A 14,224-nucleotide genomic window follows, 5' to 3' on the forward strand; every position below is an offset into this window, starting at 1 on the left:
ATAGGCGGGTGTCGCGGTGACTATCCGGCGTCACCCGGCGGGTCGTCGCGCCCCAGCTCCCAGAACGCCACCGCCGCCGCGGCGGCCACGTTCAACGAGTCCACCCCGCGTCGCATCGGGATGACCACCCGCACGTCGCTGGCCGTCTGGGCCGCCGCGGTGAGACCGGGACCCTCCGCCCCCAGCAGCAACGCCGCGCGCGCACGCTGCGCCGACGTCAACCGCTGCATCGGTACGGCGTCCGCCGCCGGCGTCATGGCGAGCACGGTGAACCCCGCCGCCCGCACCTGGTCCAACCCCACCGGCCAACACTCCAGCTTCGCGTACGGCACCGCGAACACCTCCCCCATGCTGACCCGCACGCTGCGCCGGTAGAGCGGATCGGCGCAGGACGGCGAGAGCAGCACCGCGTCGATGCCCAGCGCCGCGGCCCCCCGGAAAACGGCGCCGAGGTTGGTGTGGTTGTTGATGTCCTCCAGGATCACCACCCGGCGGGCGGCGGCCAGCACCTCGGCGGCGGTGGGCAGGGGCTTGCGGTGGAACGACGCGAGCACACCCCGGTGGACGTGGAAGCCGGTCGCCTGCGCCAACACGTCGGGGGTGGCCGCGTAGACCGGCGCGTCCCCGGTGTCCAGGTCGGCGAGCTGATCGACCCGCTTGGCGTCGACCAGGTACGACCGGGCCGGATAGCCGGCCCGCAACGCCCGGCGCAGCACCAGCTCCCCCTCGGCGATGAACAGCCCGTGCGGGGGCTCCCAACGGGTGCGCAGCGCGACGTCGGTCAGCGCGCGGTAGTCGGCGATCCGCGCGTCGTCGGGGTCGGTGATCTGGTGAACGGGCACCGCCCGATTCTGCCGGGTGCCCCGGCGCGCACCTGCGGGGCGGTACGGCGCACCCCGCCGGGGCAGAGCCGGGCGGTGTCGGCCCAGCCGGGAGGACGGACCCGGCCGGGTTTCCCGGGCCGGCCGGGTTTCCCCGGGCGTGGCGCGGGAAGGGGGCGGGAAACGGACGTGACCGGAGGGACTACCACGATGAGCGCAGCAGGCACCGCCGACGGCCGGTTGCCGAAGAACGCCACGGTCGCCGACCACATCGTGGCCCGCCTCGCCGAATGGGGCGTGCACCGCTACTTCGGCTACCCGGGCGACGGCATCAACGGCATGACCTCCGCCCTGCAACGGGCCGGCGACCGGGTGGAGTTCGTCCAGGTGCGCCACGAGGAGACCGCCGGTTTCGCCGCCTGCGCCCACGTCAAGTACGGCGGCGGCCCGCTCGGCTGCGCGTTGGCGACCAGTGGCCCCGGCGCGATCCACCTGCTCAACGGCCTCTACGACGCCAAGCTCGACCACCAGCCGGTGGTCGCCCTGGTCGGCAACACCGCGCTGACCGCCGAGGGTGGCGGCTACTACCAGGAGGTCGACCTGCTCGCCCTCTACAAGGACGTGGCCTCGGACTTCCTGGCCCAGCTCGACGACCCGTCCCAGGTGCGGCACCTGGTGGACCGGGCCTGCCGCACGGCGCTGTCCCGCCGGACGGTGACCGCGCTGGTGCTCCCCCTGGACGTGCAGGACGAGCCCGCGGTGCCGGACCCGCCGCACGCGCACGGCTACTACCACACCAGCTCGGTCCCGAGCAGCATGCCGACGGTGCCGCCGGAGGCGGAGCTGCGCCGCGCCGCCGAGGTGCTGCGCGGCGGCGAGAAGGTGGCGATGCTCGTCGGGCAGGGTGCGCTGGGCGCCGAGGAGGAGGTACGCCTGATCGCCGACCGGCTGGGCGCCGGGGTGGCCACCGCCCTGCTCGGCTTCACCGCCGTGGACCACCGCGAGCCGTGGGTGACCGGGGCGATCGGCCTGCTCGGCACCCGCCCCAGCTGGCAGCTGATGCAGGACTGCGACCGGCTGCTGATCGTCGGCAGCAACATGCCGTACTCGGACTTCTATCCGCCGCAGGGGCAGGCCCGTGCGGTGCAGATCGACCTGGACGGCACCCGGATGGGGCTGCGCTACCCGACGGAGGTCAACCTGACCGGCGACGCCGGCCCGACCCTGCGGGCGCTGTTGCGGGAGCTGGGCGAGGGCCCCGCCCCGACGGCCTGGCGGGCGACCGTCGCCGACGCCACCTCGGGCTGGCGACGCGCCCAAGCGGACCTGGCCGGGCAGCCCGCCGATCCGCTGAACCCCCAGCTGCTGTTCCACACCCTCAACGACGCGCTGCCCGACGATGCCATGATCGCGGTAGACTGCGGCACCGCCACCGCCTGGTACGCCCGCCACCTCCAGGTCCGCCCCGGCATGCTGGCCAGCCTCTCCGGCACCCTGCTGTCGATGGGCGGCGCCATGCCGTACGCCCTGGCGGCGAAGTTCGCCCACCCCGACCGGCCGGTGGTGGTGCTGATCGGTGACGGGGCGATGCAGATGAACGGGGTCAACGAGTTGATCACCGTGGCGAAGAACTGGCGGCACTGGGCCGACCCGCGTTTCGTGGTGCTGGTGCTCAACAACCGGGATCTGGCGTTCGTCAGTTGGGAACAGCGCTCCACCGAGGGCACCCCGCGCTACCCGGCCAGCCAGGACGTCCCGGACGTGGCGTACCACCGGTGGGCCGAGGTGCTGGGCCTCGACGGCGAGTTGGTCGACTCCCCCGACCAGGTCGCCGGCCTGTGGCGGCGGGCGCTGGCCGCCGACCGCCCCGTGGTGGTGAACGCCATGGTCGACCCCGCAGAGCTGATGCTGCCCCCGCACTTCACCCTCGACCAGGCCCGTAACACGGCGGCGGCCCTGCTCCGCGGCGACACCGACCGCGCCGCCATCATCCGCCGAGCCCTCCCCGCCACCCTCACCACCTACCGCCCCCGCCGCAAAAACCCCTAACCCCACCCACCCCACCCTGCCCCACCCCGCTCCCACCCCGCTCCGCCCCGCCCCACCCCACCCCGCTCCGCCCCGGTGATCAAGAGGTTTGCGTCATGGCAGGCACCCTTCGGTGACGTAAACCTCTTGATCACCGAGGGCAGGCGAGCGGCCCGAGCCTGGGGGTCCGGGGGCGGGGCGGGGGCGGCGAGGGCGGGAGGGGTGGAGGGGGTGGTTAAGGTGCCGGGGATGGGGCGTGGGGTGATCGTGGCGGTGGTCGGCGTGGACGGGGCGGGGAAGTCGACCCAGGCCAAAGGGCTGGCGGGGCGGCTGAGCCTGGCGGGAGCGCCGGCGACGTACCTGGAGAACGCCGGTGGGCGGCCGTTCTGGAACCGGCTGGCACGGGCGGTGGGCCGCCGCGACGGCGTGCATCTGTTCGGACGGCGTGGCTACCCGGTGCTGGAGGCGGCGGTGCGGTGGGTGGCGCTGGCCCGTGCCGTGGCGGTCACCCGGCTGACCGGAGGGGTCGGGGTGATGGACCGCTGGACCTGGTGCCAGTACGTGATCATGCGGGCCCGGGGTGACCGGGGCGTACGGCTGGTCCGCGCCGCGTACGCCCTCTTTCCCCGGCCGGACCTGATCTGCTTCCTGGCGATCAGCCCGGAGCTGGCCCAGCGGCGGGTGCTGGACCGGGGCATCGACACCGAGGAGTTGGCCCACCTGACCGCGCTGGACGCCGGCTACCGGGCGCTTCCCGAGTTCGGGGGCTTCACCATGATCGACGGCAGTGCCGACCCGACGACGGTGGCCGCCGACCTGGACCGGGCGGTCGCCACGGTGACCGGCACGCGGTAGCCGGTACCGCCCCTACCACCGTGACCGGCAGGCGATAGCGCTACCGCCCTGCCCCGCCAGCCGCCCTGCCCCGCCAGCCAGCCGGCCGGCCGGTTGGTTGGCGGGCTGGCTGGCGGGCTACCAGCTCAGCCTCGGCGGTTCTGCAACCAGCGCAGCAGGTCCGAGGGGAGGCCCTGGTCCGGTTCCGGCGCGCGGGGGGACGGCCGGGGCGTCGGGCGCTGCGGGGTGCCGGCGAGTTCCCGGCTGGGGGCGGTGAAGTCGCGGACCGGCTGGCCGTCGACGGCGGTACGGATGGTCCGGGCGACCGCGGTGATCACCTCACCCTGCACCGCCGCGCCGACCGCGTCGCTCGGGTCGTCGGGGTTGGCGGCGATGCCGGCGACCGCCACCTGCGGGGTGAAGCCGACGAAGGTCTCGGTGGCGTTCTGCTCCGAGCTGCCGGTCTTGCCGGCCACCGGGCGACCGACGATCCGGTCCACCCCACCTGCGGTGCTGCCGTTGCACTGCCCGTACGCCGACTGTTGGCCGACCGGGCAGCGGGCCGCGTCGGTGGCGGCCCGCGCCACGTCCTCGGACAGCACCCGCCGGCAGGACGGCGTGCCGACGGGCACCGTCGTGCCGTCGGGGGCGGTCACCGACACCACCGGCGTCGGCGCGCAGTACGTCCCCTCGGCGGCCACTGTCGCGTAGGCGTTGGCCAGGTCGAGCGGGGTGGTGGCGGACACCCCGAGGGTGAACGCGCCCCAGTTGTCGGCGCTGTGCGTGGCGAGGTCGGCGTCGGCCGTGGCCCGGAAGGTGATCCCGAGGCGCTGGGCCATCTCCACCACCTTGGCCGGGCCGACCTGCTCCTCCAGCCAGACGAAGTAGGTGTTCACCGAGCGGCCGAAGCCGTCCCACATCATCCGGTAGCCGTCCATCCGCGCCGGGTTGGCGTTGGCCGGGCACCATCTGCCGTCGCAGGCGGCCGCGCCCTCGGCGGGGAACCGGGTGGTCAGCCGGCTCGGCGAGTCGAAGCCGGTGGACAGGGTACGGCCGTTCTCCAGCGCGGCCAGCATGGTGAACAGCTTGAACGTCGAGCCGGCCTGGTAGCCGGCGATGCTGCCGCCGCCGGAGACCAGCGGGTTGACGGTCCGGCCGTCGCCCACGCCGTACTCCCGGTTGACGGCCAGGGCGAGCACCCGACCGGTGCCGGGCTCGACGGCGGCGATCGGCAGCGCCCGCTCGTCGTCGGCGGGGTAGACCTTGCGGGCCTCGGCGACGGCGGTGGCCTGCACGTCCGGGTCGAGCGAGGTGACCACGGTGTAGCCGCCCCGGCGCAGTGACTGCTCCCGCTCCTGGGCGGTCGCCCCGAAGGCAGGCTGCTCCAGCCACCAGCGGCGCAGGTAGTCGCAGAAGAAGCCGGCGTCGGCGGTGGCCGTGGCGGTGCAGCCGTTGGGCTGGGCGGTGGGGCGCAGGGTCAGCTTCTCGGCGCGGGCCCCGTCGGCCTGGGCCGCCGTGATCGCGCCGGTGGCGACCATCGAGTCGAGCACGTACCCGCGCCGTTCCAGGGCCGCACCCTGGTCACCGTCGATCGGGCTGTACGCGTCGGGCGACTGCACCAACCCGGCGAGCAGCGCCGACTCGGCCAGGGTCAGGTCGGCCGGCGCCTTGTCGAAGTAGCGCTGACTGGCGGCGGCGACCCCGTACGCCCCGGAGCCGAAGTAGGCGATGTTGAGGTAGCGGTTGAGGATCTCGTCCTTGCTGAGGGCTTTCTCCAGCTCGGTGGCGTACCGGATCTCCTGGAGCTTGCGCCCGACGGTCTGCTCGGTGGCCGCCTCCCGCTGCGCGGCGGTGGCCGTGGGGTCGGTCTTGAGCACGTTGCGCACGTACTGCATGGTGAGCGTGGAGCCGCCCTGGGCGGTGCCGCCGCCGGTGACGTTGGCGACCAGGGCGCGGGCCATGCCGCGCAGGTCGGCCCCGCCGTGGGAGTAGAAGCGCCGGTCCTCGGCGGCGACGATCGCCTGCCGCAGCGTCGGGGCGATCTCGGCCAGCGGCACGTCGGTGCGGTTGACGTCGTAGAACGTGGTGAGCAGCGTCTTGCCGTCGTTGGCGTAGAGGTAGGAGCGCTGCGGGGTGGCCGGGGTGCGCAGCGCCGCCGGCAGGTCGTCGAACGCCCCGAGGACCGCCTTGGTGACGACTCCGGCGAGCAGGTTGCCCGGTAGCGCGGCGACCGCGAGGACCAGACCGGCCAGCAGGCCGGCGAGCAGCACGGTGAGCAGCCGCGTCAGCGGCGTCCGGGGTGAGGACATGGGCGTAAGCATTGCCACCGCACGGACCAGCGGCCCACTCCGCCACCGGATTGTCAGGTAACTCACCGTAATCTGCCAGCGACTTCCCCACCCCACCCTCCTGCCGTCCCCGCAACCCCTCCCCATCCCGTCCGTCCTCCCCGTCCTGTCTGTCCCGGCGGCTCGGTGATCAAGAGCTTTGGGCGCTCTCCGGCCGAAATCCTGACGCAAACCTCTTGATCACCGACCCGAGCCGACCCGAGCCGACCCGAGCCGACCTGAGACGGGGTGGGGGGTGGGGGGTGGGGGTGGGGGTGGGGTTAGGCGGCGGGGAGGGGGCCTTGGGGGCCGGGGGTGGGGGTGGTGACGCTGGCGGTGGCGGCGTCGCGGGCGATCGCGGCCGGGACGAGGCGGCCGGAGCGGTAGCCGATGCCGATCCCGGCGATCAGCACGAAGATCGCGCCGAAGGCCGGCAGCGCGCCGACCAACGCGCCGCCGAGGCCGAGCAGCGGCGCGGCGATCATCAGCATCGCCCCGTCACCGATCGCGAACGCCCCGGAGCGGGCCACCGCCCAGCCGGTGAGCAGCCACCCCACGCTGTAGAAGGTGGCCCCGACCAGCACCAGCGTCCGGGCGGTGGTGCCGAAGACCGGGGTCTGCTCGGTCAGGCCGGCGAAGGGCAGCATCAGCACCGTGCCACCGATGCTCACCAGCAGGCCGGCCACCGCACCCCGCCGGCTGCGGGTGGCCGCGAGCAGGCCGGTGAGCGCGAGCAGGGCGAGCAGGCCCAGCCAGATCGCGGCCACCCAGCCGAGCAGGTAGAGGGGTCGGCCGTCGGCCGGGTACGGGTCGTTGCCGAGCCCGCCGTCGCTGGCCATCGCCACCGCCCCGTAGAGCACCGCGTAGGCGGGCAGCAGCCAGACCGAGGCGCGGGCGAACCGGCGCAGCGACCAGGCCCAACTGGCGTCGGTGGCCGGCGCGGCCGGGCCGGGGTCGCCGACGAAGGGCAGCACCCCGAAGCCGCCGCCGGTCCGCCGGGTGCCCAGCGGGCCGACCGGGTCGTGTGCGCCGGCAACCGGGGTACGCGAGAACAACCGCTGCGCGGGGTCCTTCATGCCTCACCTCGTCCGCTCGGACGGGCGGCGCGGAAGGCGACACCCGTCTGCTCCGACGGGCGGGCCGGCCGGACGCGCCACCCGTCTGCTCCGACGGGCGGCACGGAACGCGATCCGGCGCCCCGGTTCCTGACCACCACCCGTCCCTCAGGACCGATCGTGGCAGGCACCGGGGCGCCGGATGAGCGTTTCTCGCATTTGCCGCCCGGGGTGGGCGGCCTCGGGGTCAGGCCCGTTCGCGCTGGTCGACCGGGTCGCTGACCAGGCTGGCCGGGGATACCGGCTCGGGTGCCGGCAGCCCCTGCGGCACCTTGCCGCCGGTCGCCTGCGCCTCGGCGACGCGTACCTCGTCGTGGATCTGCTGGGCGGCGATGGCCGCCGCCTGCGCCGCCTCGGCGGCCTCCCGCTCGACCTCGCCGGCACTGTGCTTCGCCTCCGGGGCCGGCTCGTCGCCGACCATCCGGCTGAGCCCACCCAGCGCGCCACCCATGCCCTCCAGGGCCTTGGTCAGCTCGGTCGGGATGATCCAGACCTTGTTGGCCGTGCCGTTGGCGATCTGCGGCAGCGCCTGGAGGTACTGGTAGGCCAGCACCTTCTGGCTCGGGTTCGCGGTGTGGATCGCGTCGAAGACGGTCCGGATCGCCTTGGCCTGACCCTCGGCCTGGAGGATCCGGGCCTGCCGGTCACCGTCGGCGCGCAGCACCGCGGACTGCTTGTCGCCCTCGGCGGTGAGGATCTGCGACTGCTTGTGGCCCTCGGCGGTGAGGATCGCCGCCCGACGGTCCCGCTCGGCGCGCATCTGCTTCTCCATCGAGTCGCGGATGCTCGCCGGCGGCTCGATCGCCTTGATCTCCACCCGGGTCACCTTGATGCCCCACCGGCCGGTGGTCTCGTCGAGCACGCCGGAGAGGTGCCGGTTGATCTCCTCGCGGCTGGTCAGCGCCCGCTCCAGGTCCAGCGAACCGATCACGTTACGCAGCGTCGTGACGGTCAACTGCTCGATCGCCTGGATGAAGTTGGCGATCTCGTAGGTGGCCCGGACCGCGTCGACCACCTTGTAGTAGAGGACGGTGTCGATCGACACCACCAGGTTGTCCGAGGTGATCACCGGCTGCGGCGGGAAGCTGACCACCTGCTCGCGCATGTCGACCTTGGTGCGCACCGCGTCGACGAACGGGACCAGGAGGTTCAGGCCCGGGTTCAGGGTGCGCTTGTACTTGCCGAGCCGCTCCACCACGTCCTGACGCTGCTGGGGCACGATGCGTACCGCCTTCGCCAGCGTCACCACAATGATCAACGCCACGGCCACCAACAGGACCGCTATGAATTCCATACCGTCACCTTTTCGCTTCCGGCAGCTCGCCGGGGGAGGAAATATCGTCCTGCCACACCAGGGCGGTGGCGCCCCGGACCTTTATCACCTGCACCCGCGCACCGGGCTCGAAAGTCTGCGTCGCGTCGTACGGACGCGCCGTCCACAACTCGCCGTCGATCTTCACCATGCCCTGCTCGGCATCGACCTGCTCGATCACCAGCGCGGTGGCGCCTTCCAGCGCCTCCACCCCGAACGGCTGCTCGCCGCTGTCCACCGACGGCCGCGTGTGCCGGCGGATGGTCGGCCGGGCGAGCGCCACCGTCAGCGCCGACACCACGGCGAAAACCACCGCCTGCACCGCGACGGGCGCACCCAACGCGGCAGCCCCGGCGGCGGCGAACGCGCCGGCCGCGAACATGATCAGGAACAGCGTCGTCGTGAAGATCTCGGCGACGGCCAACAGCACACCCAGCACGATCCACACCACGGCGTCCACCCCCCGATCGTGACACGTCCACGCGAATCCACCCACTTCTGGTGATCAGTAAGCTCGATCCAGGCCCGTACCGACCGCCGCCAAGGAGCCGATCGTGACCCTGCTCGCCGAGACCGTCCGCCGGATCGACACCCTCGTGGCACAGGCCCAGGCCACCGGGCGTACGCCGTCGTTGGCGCTGGGCGTCGTGCGGGACGGGACCCTGGTCCACCTGGCTGCCGCCGGCGACCACCCGCGCCCGGACGCCGACCTCCAGTACCGGGTGGGCTCGATCACCAAGACGATGACCGCGACGCTGCTGCTGGGGGAACGCGACGCCGGCCGGCTCACCCTCGACGACCCGCTGGACCGGCACCTGCCGGGCACCGCCGTCGGCGGGCTCACCCTGCGCCAACTCCTCGGCCACGCCAGCGGCCTGCACCGCGAGCCCGACGGCCCGTGGTGGGAGCGGACCGAGGGCACCGACCTGGCCACCCTGGTCGCCGGCCTGAGCACGGACAAGGTCGGCTACCCCGCCTGGCGCGGCTACCACTACTCCAACCTGGCGTACGGGCTGCTCGGCGGGGTGCTGGAGCGGGTCACCGGGACGCCCTGGGCGCAACTGCTGACCACCCGCATCCTCGACCCGCTAGGACTGCGGCGCACCACCTACCACCCCACCGCGCCGTACGCGCCGGGCTACGTGGTGCACCCGTGGCACGACACGCTGCGGGAGGAGCCGCGCACCGACACCGGGGCGATGGCCCCCGCCGGGCAACTCTGGTCGACGGTGACCGACCTCGCCCGATGGGCGGCGTTCCTCGCCGACCCCGACCCCGAGGTGCTGGCCGCCGACACCCTGACCGAGATGTGCACCCCGGTGATGCTCAACGACCTGGACTCCTGGCGCGGCGGCCACGGCCTGGGGCTGGAGCTGTACCGCGAGGGCGACCGGGTGTACGTGGGTCACGGCGGCTCGATGCCCGGCTACGTCGCCGCGCTGACCGTGCACCGGCCCAGCCGGACCGCCGTGGTCGGCTACGCCAACTCGTACGGGTTCCGCACCGGTCACCTCGGCGGGCTGTCCCGGCAACTGCTCACCCTGGTCCTGGACGCCGAACCGACGCCGGTCGCGCCCTGGCGTCCGGCCGCCGCCCCGCCCCCGGCGGAACTGGCCGAGCTGACCGGCCGCTGGTGGTGGATGGGCATCGAGTACGAGGTCCGGGCCGACCCGGCCGGCGACCTGTGGGCCGGCCGACCCGGCGACCCGACGCTACGGTTCACCCGGACCGGCCCGGACCGCTGGCAGGGCCGCTCCGGCGAGCAGGACAGCGAGGTCCTCGCCGTGTTCCGCGACCCGGCCGGGCGGGCGGTGGGCCTGGACATCGGCACCTTCGTCTTCACCCGCACCCCCGACCAGGAGCCCTGACCCGGCCGACCGGGTCGGTCTCAGCCGGGTTCGGTGACGAAGTCGATCAGGCGTTCCATCGCGTTGATCAGCGGCGTCTCGACGTCGGCGAAACTGTCCACCCGGGACAGGATGCGCCGCCACATGTCGGCCGGCTCGGCCACCCCGAGGGCCGCGCAGACGCCCTCCTTCCACGGCTGGCCGGGCGGCACCACCGGCCAGGCCCGGATGCCCAGCGCGGCCGGCCTGACCGCCTGCCACACGTCGACGTACGGGTGCCCGGTGACCAGCACGTACGGGGAGTTCACCCGGGCCACGATCCGGCTCTCCTTGGAACCGGGCACCAGGTGGTCGACGAGCACCCCCAACCGGCGGCCGGGGCCGGGGGCGAAGTCGCGTACCTCGGCGTCGAGGGCGTCGATGCCGTCCAACGGCTCCACCACCACACCCTCGACCCGCAGGTCGTCGCCCCAGATCCGCTCCACCAGGGCGGCATCGTGCACGCCCTCGACCCAGATCCGGCTGGCCTTGGCCACCTGCGCCCGGACGTCGTCCACGGCGATCGATCCGGAGGCGGTGCGACGGCGGGCGGCGGGCACCACGGGGCGTACCGGCCGGCGCAGGGTCACCGGCGCCCCGTCGAGCAGGAACGCGGCGGGCAGCAGGGGGAAGACGCGTCGCCGGCCGTGCCGGTCCTCCAGCACCACCGCCCCGGACTCGAACCCGACCACCGCGCCGCAGAACCCGGAGTCGGCGTCCTCCACCACGAGATCCACCTCGGCGTCGACCTCGGGGGTGACCTTCCGTCGCCGCCAGTCGCCCGCCAGCACGTCCTCGCCGTATCGCCCCGCCATGTCGATCACGCTAACGCCACCCGCGCCCCGACACCTCCCGACGCGCCCATCCGCCCGGCCCGCCGCGCCGCCACCTGCGTCGGTGGGCGGGCCGAGGGGCCCACGATCCGGCAGTCGAGACAGGGACGGCGGGGAGCACGTACCCTTTCGGCATGTCCTCCCCCGCAACGGGCGCGGCCACCCTGGCCGCGCGCCGGTCGAGCCGTTTCGTGGCCTGGGTACGCGCCTGGCGAGCCGGCCTGGTGCCCTTCGACGAGGTCGCCGAGTCGGTCGCCGGCGACGAGGAGCACCTGGTCGCCGACGCGCCGGGCACCTGGCGGGACGTGCCGCTGCGCGACGCCCTGCCGGCGCTGGCCAAGCTCTCCCCCGACGAGATCCGGCTGGTGCTGCCGGCGCCGGGTGACCCGCGGGGGCTGCCCGGTCCGGGCGACTTCGCCGGGGCCGCACTGCTGGCCGGGGAGGCCGTGGTGGCCGGTGGGCTCGGGTTGATCCCCGAGGTGCGGACGCACACCTCCGGCTCGGGGATGACCTGGGAGACGGTGCTGTGGCGGGTCTACCCGCTGCCGGCGGACGCGCCGAAGGCGTCCCTGACCGCACCGGGAGCGGCCGAGGCGGAGGTCGAGCTGGCCACCGCGCTGGCCGAGTCCACCGCCGCGCTGACCCGCCTCGACGTGGCCCAGTGGCGGCCCGAGCTGGCCGGGGCGCTCGCCGCGCTGCGGCGCCCGGACGGCGCCACCGACCTGCCGCCCGGGTTCGACCCGCGCGCCCGGCGGCTCTTCGCCCGCGCCGCCGTGCTCGACCGGGTGCTCGCGCTGGCCGGGGAGAGCGCGCCCGGCGGGGCGGTCAACAACCATGAGGCCCAGCAGCGCGACGCCGCGTTGCGCCCGCTCACCACCGCCTGCCGGCAGGCGCTGGTCGCCGCCTGCAACGCCCCGCTGCGCCCCTGACCGCACCCTGACCGCACCCGCACCGCCCCGAACGCCGCCGCACCGTCCCGAACGCCGCCGCACCCGCCGCGCCGCCGCCCGCACCCGGACCGGAGCGCGCCCGACCGGCGCGGCACCGCCGTCGCCGGCGGGCCGTCCGGAGGCCGGCCGTGCGGCCCGCACCGGATCGTGCCGGGTCGTGCCGTCGCAGAACGGCACGGCTCAGATCTCGTCGATCAGGTCGAGCACCGAGTCGACGATGCGCGACGGCCGGTACGGGTAGCGCTCGGTCTCGGCCCGGGTGCTGATCCCGGTGAGCACCAGGATCGTCTCCAGCCCCGCCTCCAGGCCGCACAGGATGTCGGTGTCCATCCGGTCACCGATCATCGCGGTGCTCTCCGAGTGCGCGTTGATGGTGTTCAGCGCCGAGCGCATCATCATCGGGTTGGGCTTACCGACGAAGTACGGCTCCACCCCGGTCGCCTTGGAGATCATCGCGGCGACCGAACCGGCCGCGGGCAGCGCGCCCTCCACCGACGGGCCGGTGACGTCCGGGTTGGTGCAGATGAACCGGGCCCCATCGTTGATCAGCCGGACCGCCTTGGTGATCGCCTCGAAGCTGTAGGTGCGGGTCTCCCCCAGCACCACGTAGTCCGGGGCGAAATCGGTCAGCACGTAACCGACCGCGTGCAGCGCGGTGGTCAGCCCCGCCTCCCCGATCACGTACGCGGTGCCGCCCGGCCGCTGGTCGGCGAGGAACTGGGCGGTGGCCAGCGCCGCCGTCCAGATCGCGTGTTCCGGCACCTCGAAACCCATCCGGGTGAGCCGGGCCTGGAGGTCGCGCGGGGTGTAGATCGAGTTGTTGGTGAGCACCAGGAAGGGTTTGCCGGACGACCGGAGCCGGTTGATGAACTCCGGCGCGCCGGGGACCGGTTGACCCTCGTGCACGAGTACGCCGTCCATGTCGGTGAGCCAGCTCTGCACCGGTTTGCGGTCAAGCATCTGTCGTCCCAAGGGGGTGTCGGGGAGGAGGGGTCGTCATCAGGGGCGGCGGGCGGCCGGCACGCAGCACGGGGTGGGGCAGGTGTCCCACCTCGGCAGTTCGCCGAGGCGACGGCGCAGCCGCTGCCCGTCGGGCGTGGCGCGTTCGGCCACCAGCTCGCGCACCATGGTCACGAACCTCGGGTCGGTGCCGGGGGTGCCGGCCCGGACGAAGTCCAGGCCGAGCTGCTTGGCCGTCTCCAACGCCTCGGTGTCGAGGTCCCAGACCACCTCCAGGTGATCCGAGACGAACCCGATCGGGCTGACCACCACACCGGTCACCCCCTGCCCGGCGAGGGCGGTCAGGTGGTCGTTGACGTCCGGCTCCAACCACGGCACCTGGGGCGGGCCGGAGCGGCTCTGCCAGACCAGGTCGTAGGGCAGGTCGGGCGCGGCGGCGGCGTGCACCAGGCGGGCGGTCTCCGCCAACTGCGCGGTGTACCGGCCGCCGTGCGGACCGGCGGTGGCCGCCGCCGAGGTGGGGATGGAGTGCGCGGTGAAGACCAGCCGGGTGGTGTCCCGCCGGGCCGGGTCGAGCTGGGCCAGCGCCGAGCGCACCGCGTCGGCGTGCGGCTCGACGAAGCCGGGATGGTCCCAGAACTGCCGCAGCTTCTCGATCACCGGGGCGTCCGGGCCGACGGCGGCACGCGCGGCGGCGATGTCCTCCTGGTACTGCCGGCAGGACGAGTAGCCGCCGTACGCGCTGGTGACGAACGCCAGCGCCCGGGTGATCCCGTCGTCGCGCATCCGGGCCACGGTGTCGGCGAGCATCGGGTCCCAGTTCCGGTTGCCCCAGTAGACCGGCAGGTCGACGTCGTGCCCGGCGAAGTCCGCCCGGACCGCGGCGAGCAGCTCGCGGCACTGCTGGTTGATCGGGGAGACCCCGCCGAAGTACAGGTAGTGCTCGGCGACCTCGGCCAGCCGCGCGGGCGGCACCCCCCGCCCCCGGGTCACGTTCTCCAGGAAGGGCAGCACGTCCTCGGGCCGCTCCGGGCCACCGAAGGAGACCAGCACCAATGCGTCGTACGACATGGGGTCATTCTCCCCCGTGCGCGGCGACGGGCCGACGACGCCCCCTGGTCCGGGGTGTGCCGAAGGGGCCCCGGTCCGGGGCCCCTT

Annotated in this window: 12 protein-coding genes; 4 read left to right on the plus strand and 8 right to left on the minus strand. The window is 73.9% G+C overall.

Annotated elements, in window-relative coordinates; genetic code table 11:
- Positions 1-20 precede the first annotated feature (20 nt).
- Positions 21-929, minus strand: a complete 909-nt coding sequence (locus GA0070216_RS00500) for a TrmH family RNA methyltransferase (RefSeq protein ID WP_425413125.1) — start codon at positions 927-929, stop codon at positions 21-23.
- Positions 930-1,031: 102 nt separating this feature from the next.
- On the opposite strand from GA0070216_RS00500, the gene GA0070216_RS00505 reads away from it, so the two are divergent.
- Together GA0070216_RS00505 and GA0070216_RS00510 are read left to right on the plus strand one after the other, a co-directional pair.
- Entirely contained in the window at positions 1,032-2,870 is a 1,839-nt protein-coding gene (locus GA0070216_RS00505; RefSeq protein WP_091237264.1) for a thiamine pyrophosphate-requiring protein, read from the plus strand.
- A 228-nt stretch (positions 2,871-3,098) separates the two neighbouring features.
- Positions 3,099-3,704 (plus strand): dTMP kinase, encoded by a 606-nt coding sequence (locus GA0070216_RS00510; protein WP_091237265.1) that lies wholly within the window; start codon positions 3,099-3,101, stop codon positions 3,702-3,704.
- Between the two features lie 125 nt (positions 3,705-3,829).
- Here the strand turns inward: GA0070216_RS00510 and GA0070216_RS00515 are convergent, their stop codons facing one another.
- From GA0070216_RS00515 to GA0070216_RS00530, 4 genes are all read right to left on the minus strand, one after another.
- Complete coding sequence (locus GA0070216_RS00515; protein ID WP_091237266.1) at positions 3,830-5,992, minus strand: transglycosylase domain-containing protein; 2,163 nt, start codon at positions 5,990-5,992, stop codon at positions 3,830-3,832.
- A gap of 299 nt (positions 5,993-6,291) precedes the next feature.
- The gene (locus GA0070216_RS00520) at positions 6,292-7,086 is read right to left on the minus strand and encodes a hypothetical protein (protein ID WP_091237267.1); all 795 of its coding nucleotides are present in this window, start codon (positions 7,084-7,086) and stop codon (positions 6,292-6,294) included.
- Positions 7,087-7,312: 226 nt separating this feature from the next.
- Entirely contained in the window at positions 7,313-8,419 is a 1,107-nt protein-coding gene (locus GA0070216_RS00525; RefSeq protein WP_091237268.1) for an SPFH domain-containing protein, read from the minus strand.
- Positions 8,420-8,423: 4 nt separating this feature from the next.
- The gene (locus GA0070216_RS00530; RefSeq protein ID WP_091237269.1) at positions 8,424-8,897 is read right to left on the minus strand and encodes an NfeD family protein; all 474 of its coding nucleotides are present in this window, start codon (positions 8,895-8,897) and stop codon (positions 8,424-8,426) included.
- Positions 8,898-8,991: 94 nt separating this feature from the next.
- On the opposite strand from GA0070216_RS00530, the gene GA0070216_RS00535 reads away from it, so the two are divergent.
- Positions 8,992-10,305, plus strand: a complete 1,314-nt coding sequence (locus GA0070216_RS00535) for a serine hydrolase domain-containing protein (protein WP_091237270.1) — start codon at positions 8,992-8,994, stop codon at positions 10,303-10,305.
- A gap of 20 nt (positions 10,306-10,325) precedes the next feature.
- Here GA0070216_RS00535 and GA0070216_RS00540 read toward each other — a convergent pair whose 3' ends face one another.
- Positions 10,326-11,138 carry a DUF3097 domain-containing protein gene (locus tag GA0070216_RS00540; protein WP_091238749.1) on the minus strand — a complete coding sequence of 271 codons (813 nt, stop codon included), beginning with the start codon at positions 11,136-11,138 and terminating at the stop codon, positions 10,326-10,328.
- Positions 11,139-11,290: 152 nt separating this feature from the next.
- Between GA0070216_RS00540 and GA0070216_RS00545 the strand changes: the two genes are divergently transcribed.
- Complete coding sequence (locus GA0070216_RS00545; RefSeq protein ID WP_091237271.1) at positions 11,291-12,085, plus strand: hypothetical protein; 795 nt, start codon at positions 11,291-11,293, stop codon at positions 12,083-12,085.
- Between the two features lie 201 nt (positions 12,086-12,286).
- On the opposite strand, the gene GA0070216_RS00550 is transcribed toward GA0070216_RS00545, so the two are convergent.
- Entirely contained in the window at positions 12,287-13,066 is a 780-nt protein-coding gene (locus GA0070216_RS00550) for an HAD-IIA family hydrolase (RefSeq protein ID WP_091237272.1), read from the minus strand.
- Between the two features lie 39 nt (positions 13,067-13,105).
- Positions 13,106-14,137, minus strand: coding sequence for a ferrochelatase (locus GA0070216_RS00555; RefSeq protein WP_091237273.1), 1,032 nt, complete (start codon positions 14,135-14,137; stop codon positions 13,106-13,108).
- Positions 14,138-14,224: the final 87 nt, after the last annotated feature.

The sequence above is a fragment of the Micromonospora matsumotoense genome (assembly GCF_900091525.1).
Classification (GTDB): domain Bacteria; phylum Actinomycetota; class Actinomycetes; order Mycobacteriales; family Micromonosporaceae; genus Micromonospora; species Micromonospora matsumotoensis.

What these genes read in the sequence shown, in the direction of transcription:
- GA0070216_RS00555 (WP_091237273.1), bottom strand. Translation starts at nt 14,137, where the DNA reads ATGTCGTACGACGCATTGGTGCTGGTCTCCTTCGGTGGCCCGGAGCGG.
- GA0070216_RS00520 (WP_091237267.1), bottom strand. Translation starts at nt 7,086, where the DNA reads ATGAAGGACCCCGCGCAGCGGTTGTTCTCGCGTACCCCGGTTGCCGGC.
- GA0070216_RS00510 (WP_091237265.1), top strand. Translation starts at nt 3,099, where the DNA reads ATGGGGCGTGGGGTGATCGTGGCGGTGGTCGGCGTGGACGGGGCGGGG.
- GA0070216_RS00540 (WP_091238749.1), bottom strand. Translation starts at nt 11,138, where the DNA reads ATGGCGGGGCGATACGGCGAGGACGTGCTGGCGGGCGACTGGCGGCGA.
- GA0070216_RS00545 (WP_091237271.1), top strand. Translation starts at nt 11,291, where the DNA reads ATGTCCTCCCCCGCAACGGGCGCGGCCACCCTGGCCGCGCGCCGGTCG.
- GA0070216_RS00515 (WP_091237266.1), bottom strand. Translation starts at nt 5,992, where the DNA reads ATGTCCTCACCCCGGACGCCGCTGACGCGGCTGCTCACCGTGCTGCTC.
- GA0070216_RS00505 (WP_091237264.1), top strand. Translation starts at nt 1,032, where the DNA reads ATGAGCGCAGCAGGCACCGCCGACGGCCGGTTGCCGAAGAACGCCACG.
- GA0070216_RS00525 (WP_091237268.1), bottom strand. Translation starts at nt 8,419, where the DNA reads ATGGAATTCATAGCGGTCCTGTTGGTGGCCGTGGCGTTGATCATTGTG.
- GA0070216_RS00550 (WP_091237272.1), bottom strand. Translation starts at nt 13,066, where the DNA reads ATGCTTGACCGCAAACCGGTGCAGAGCTGGCTCACCGACATGGACGGC.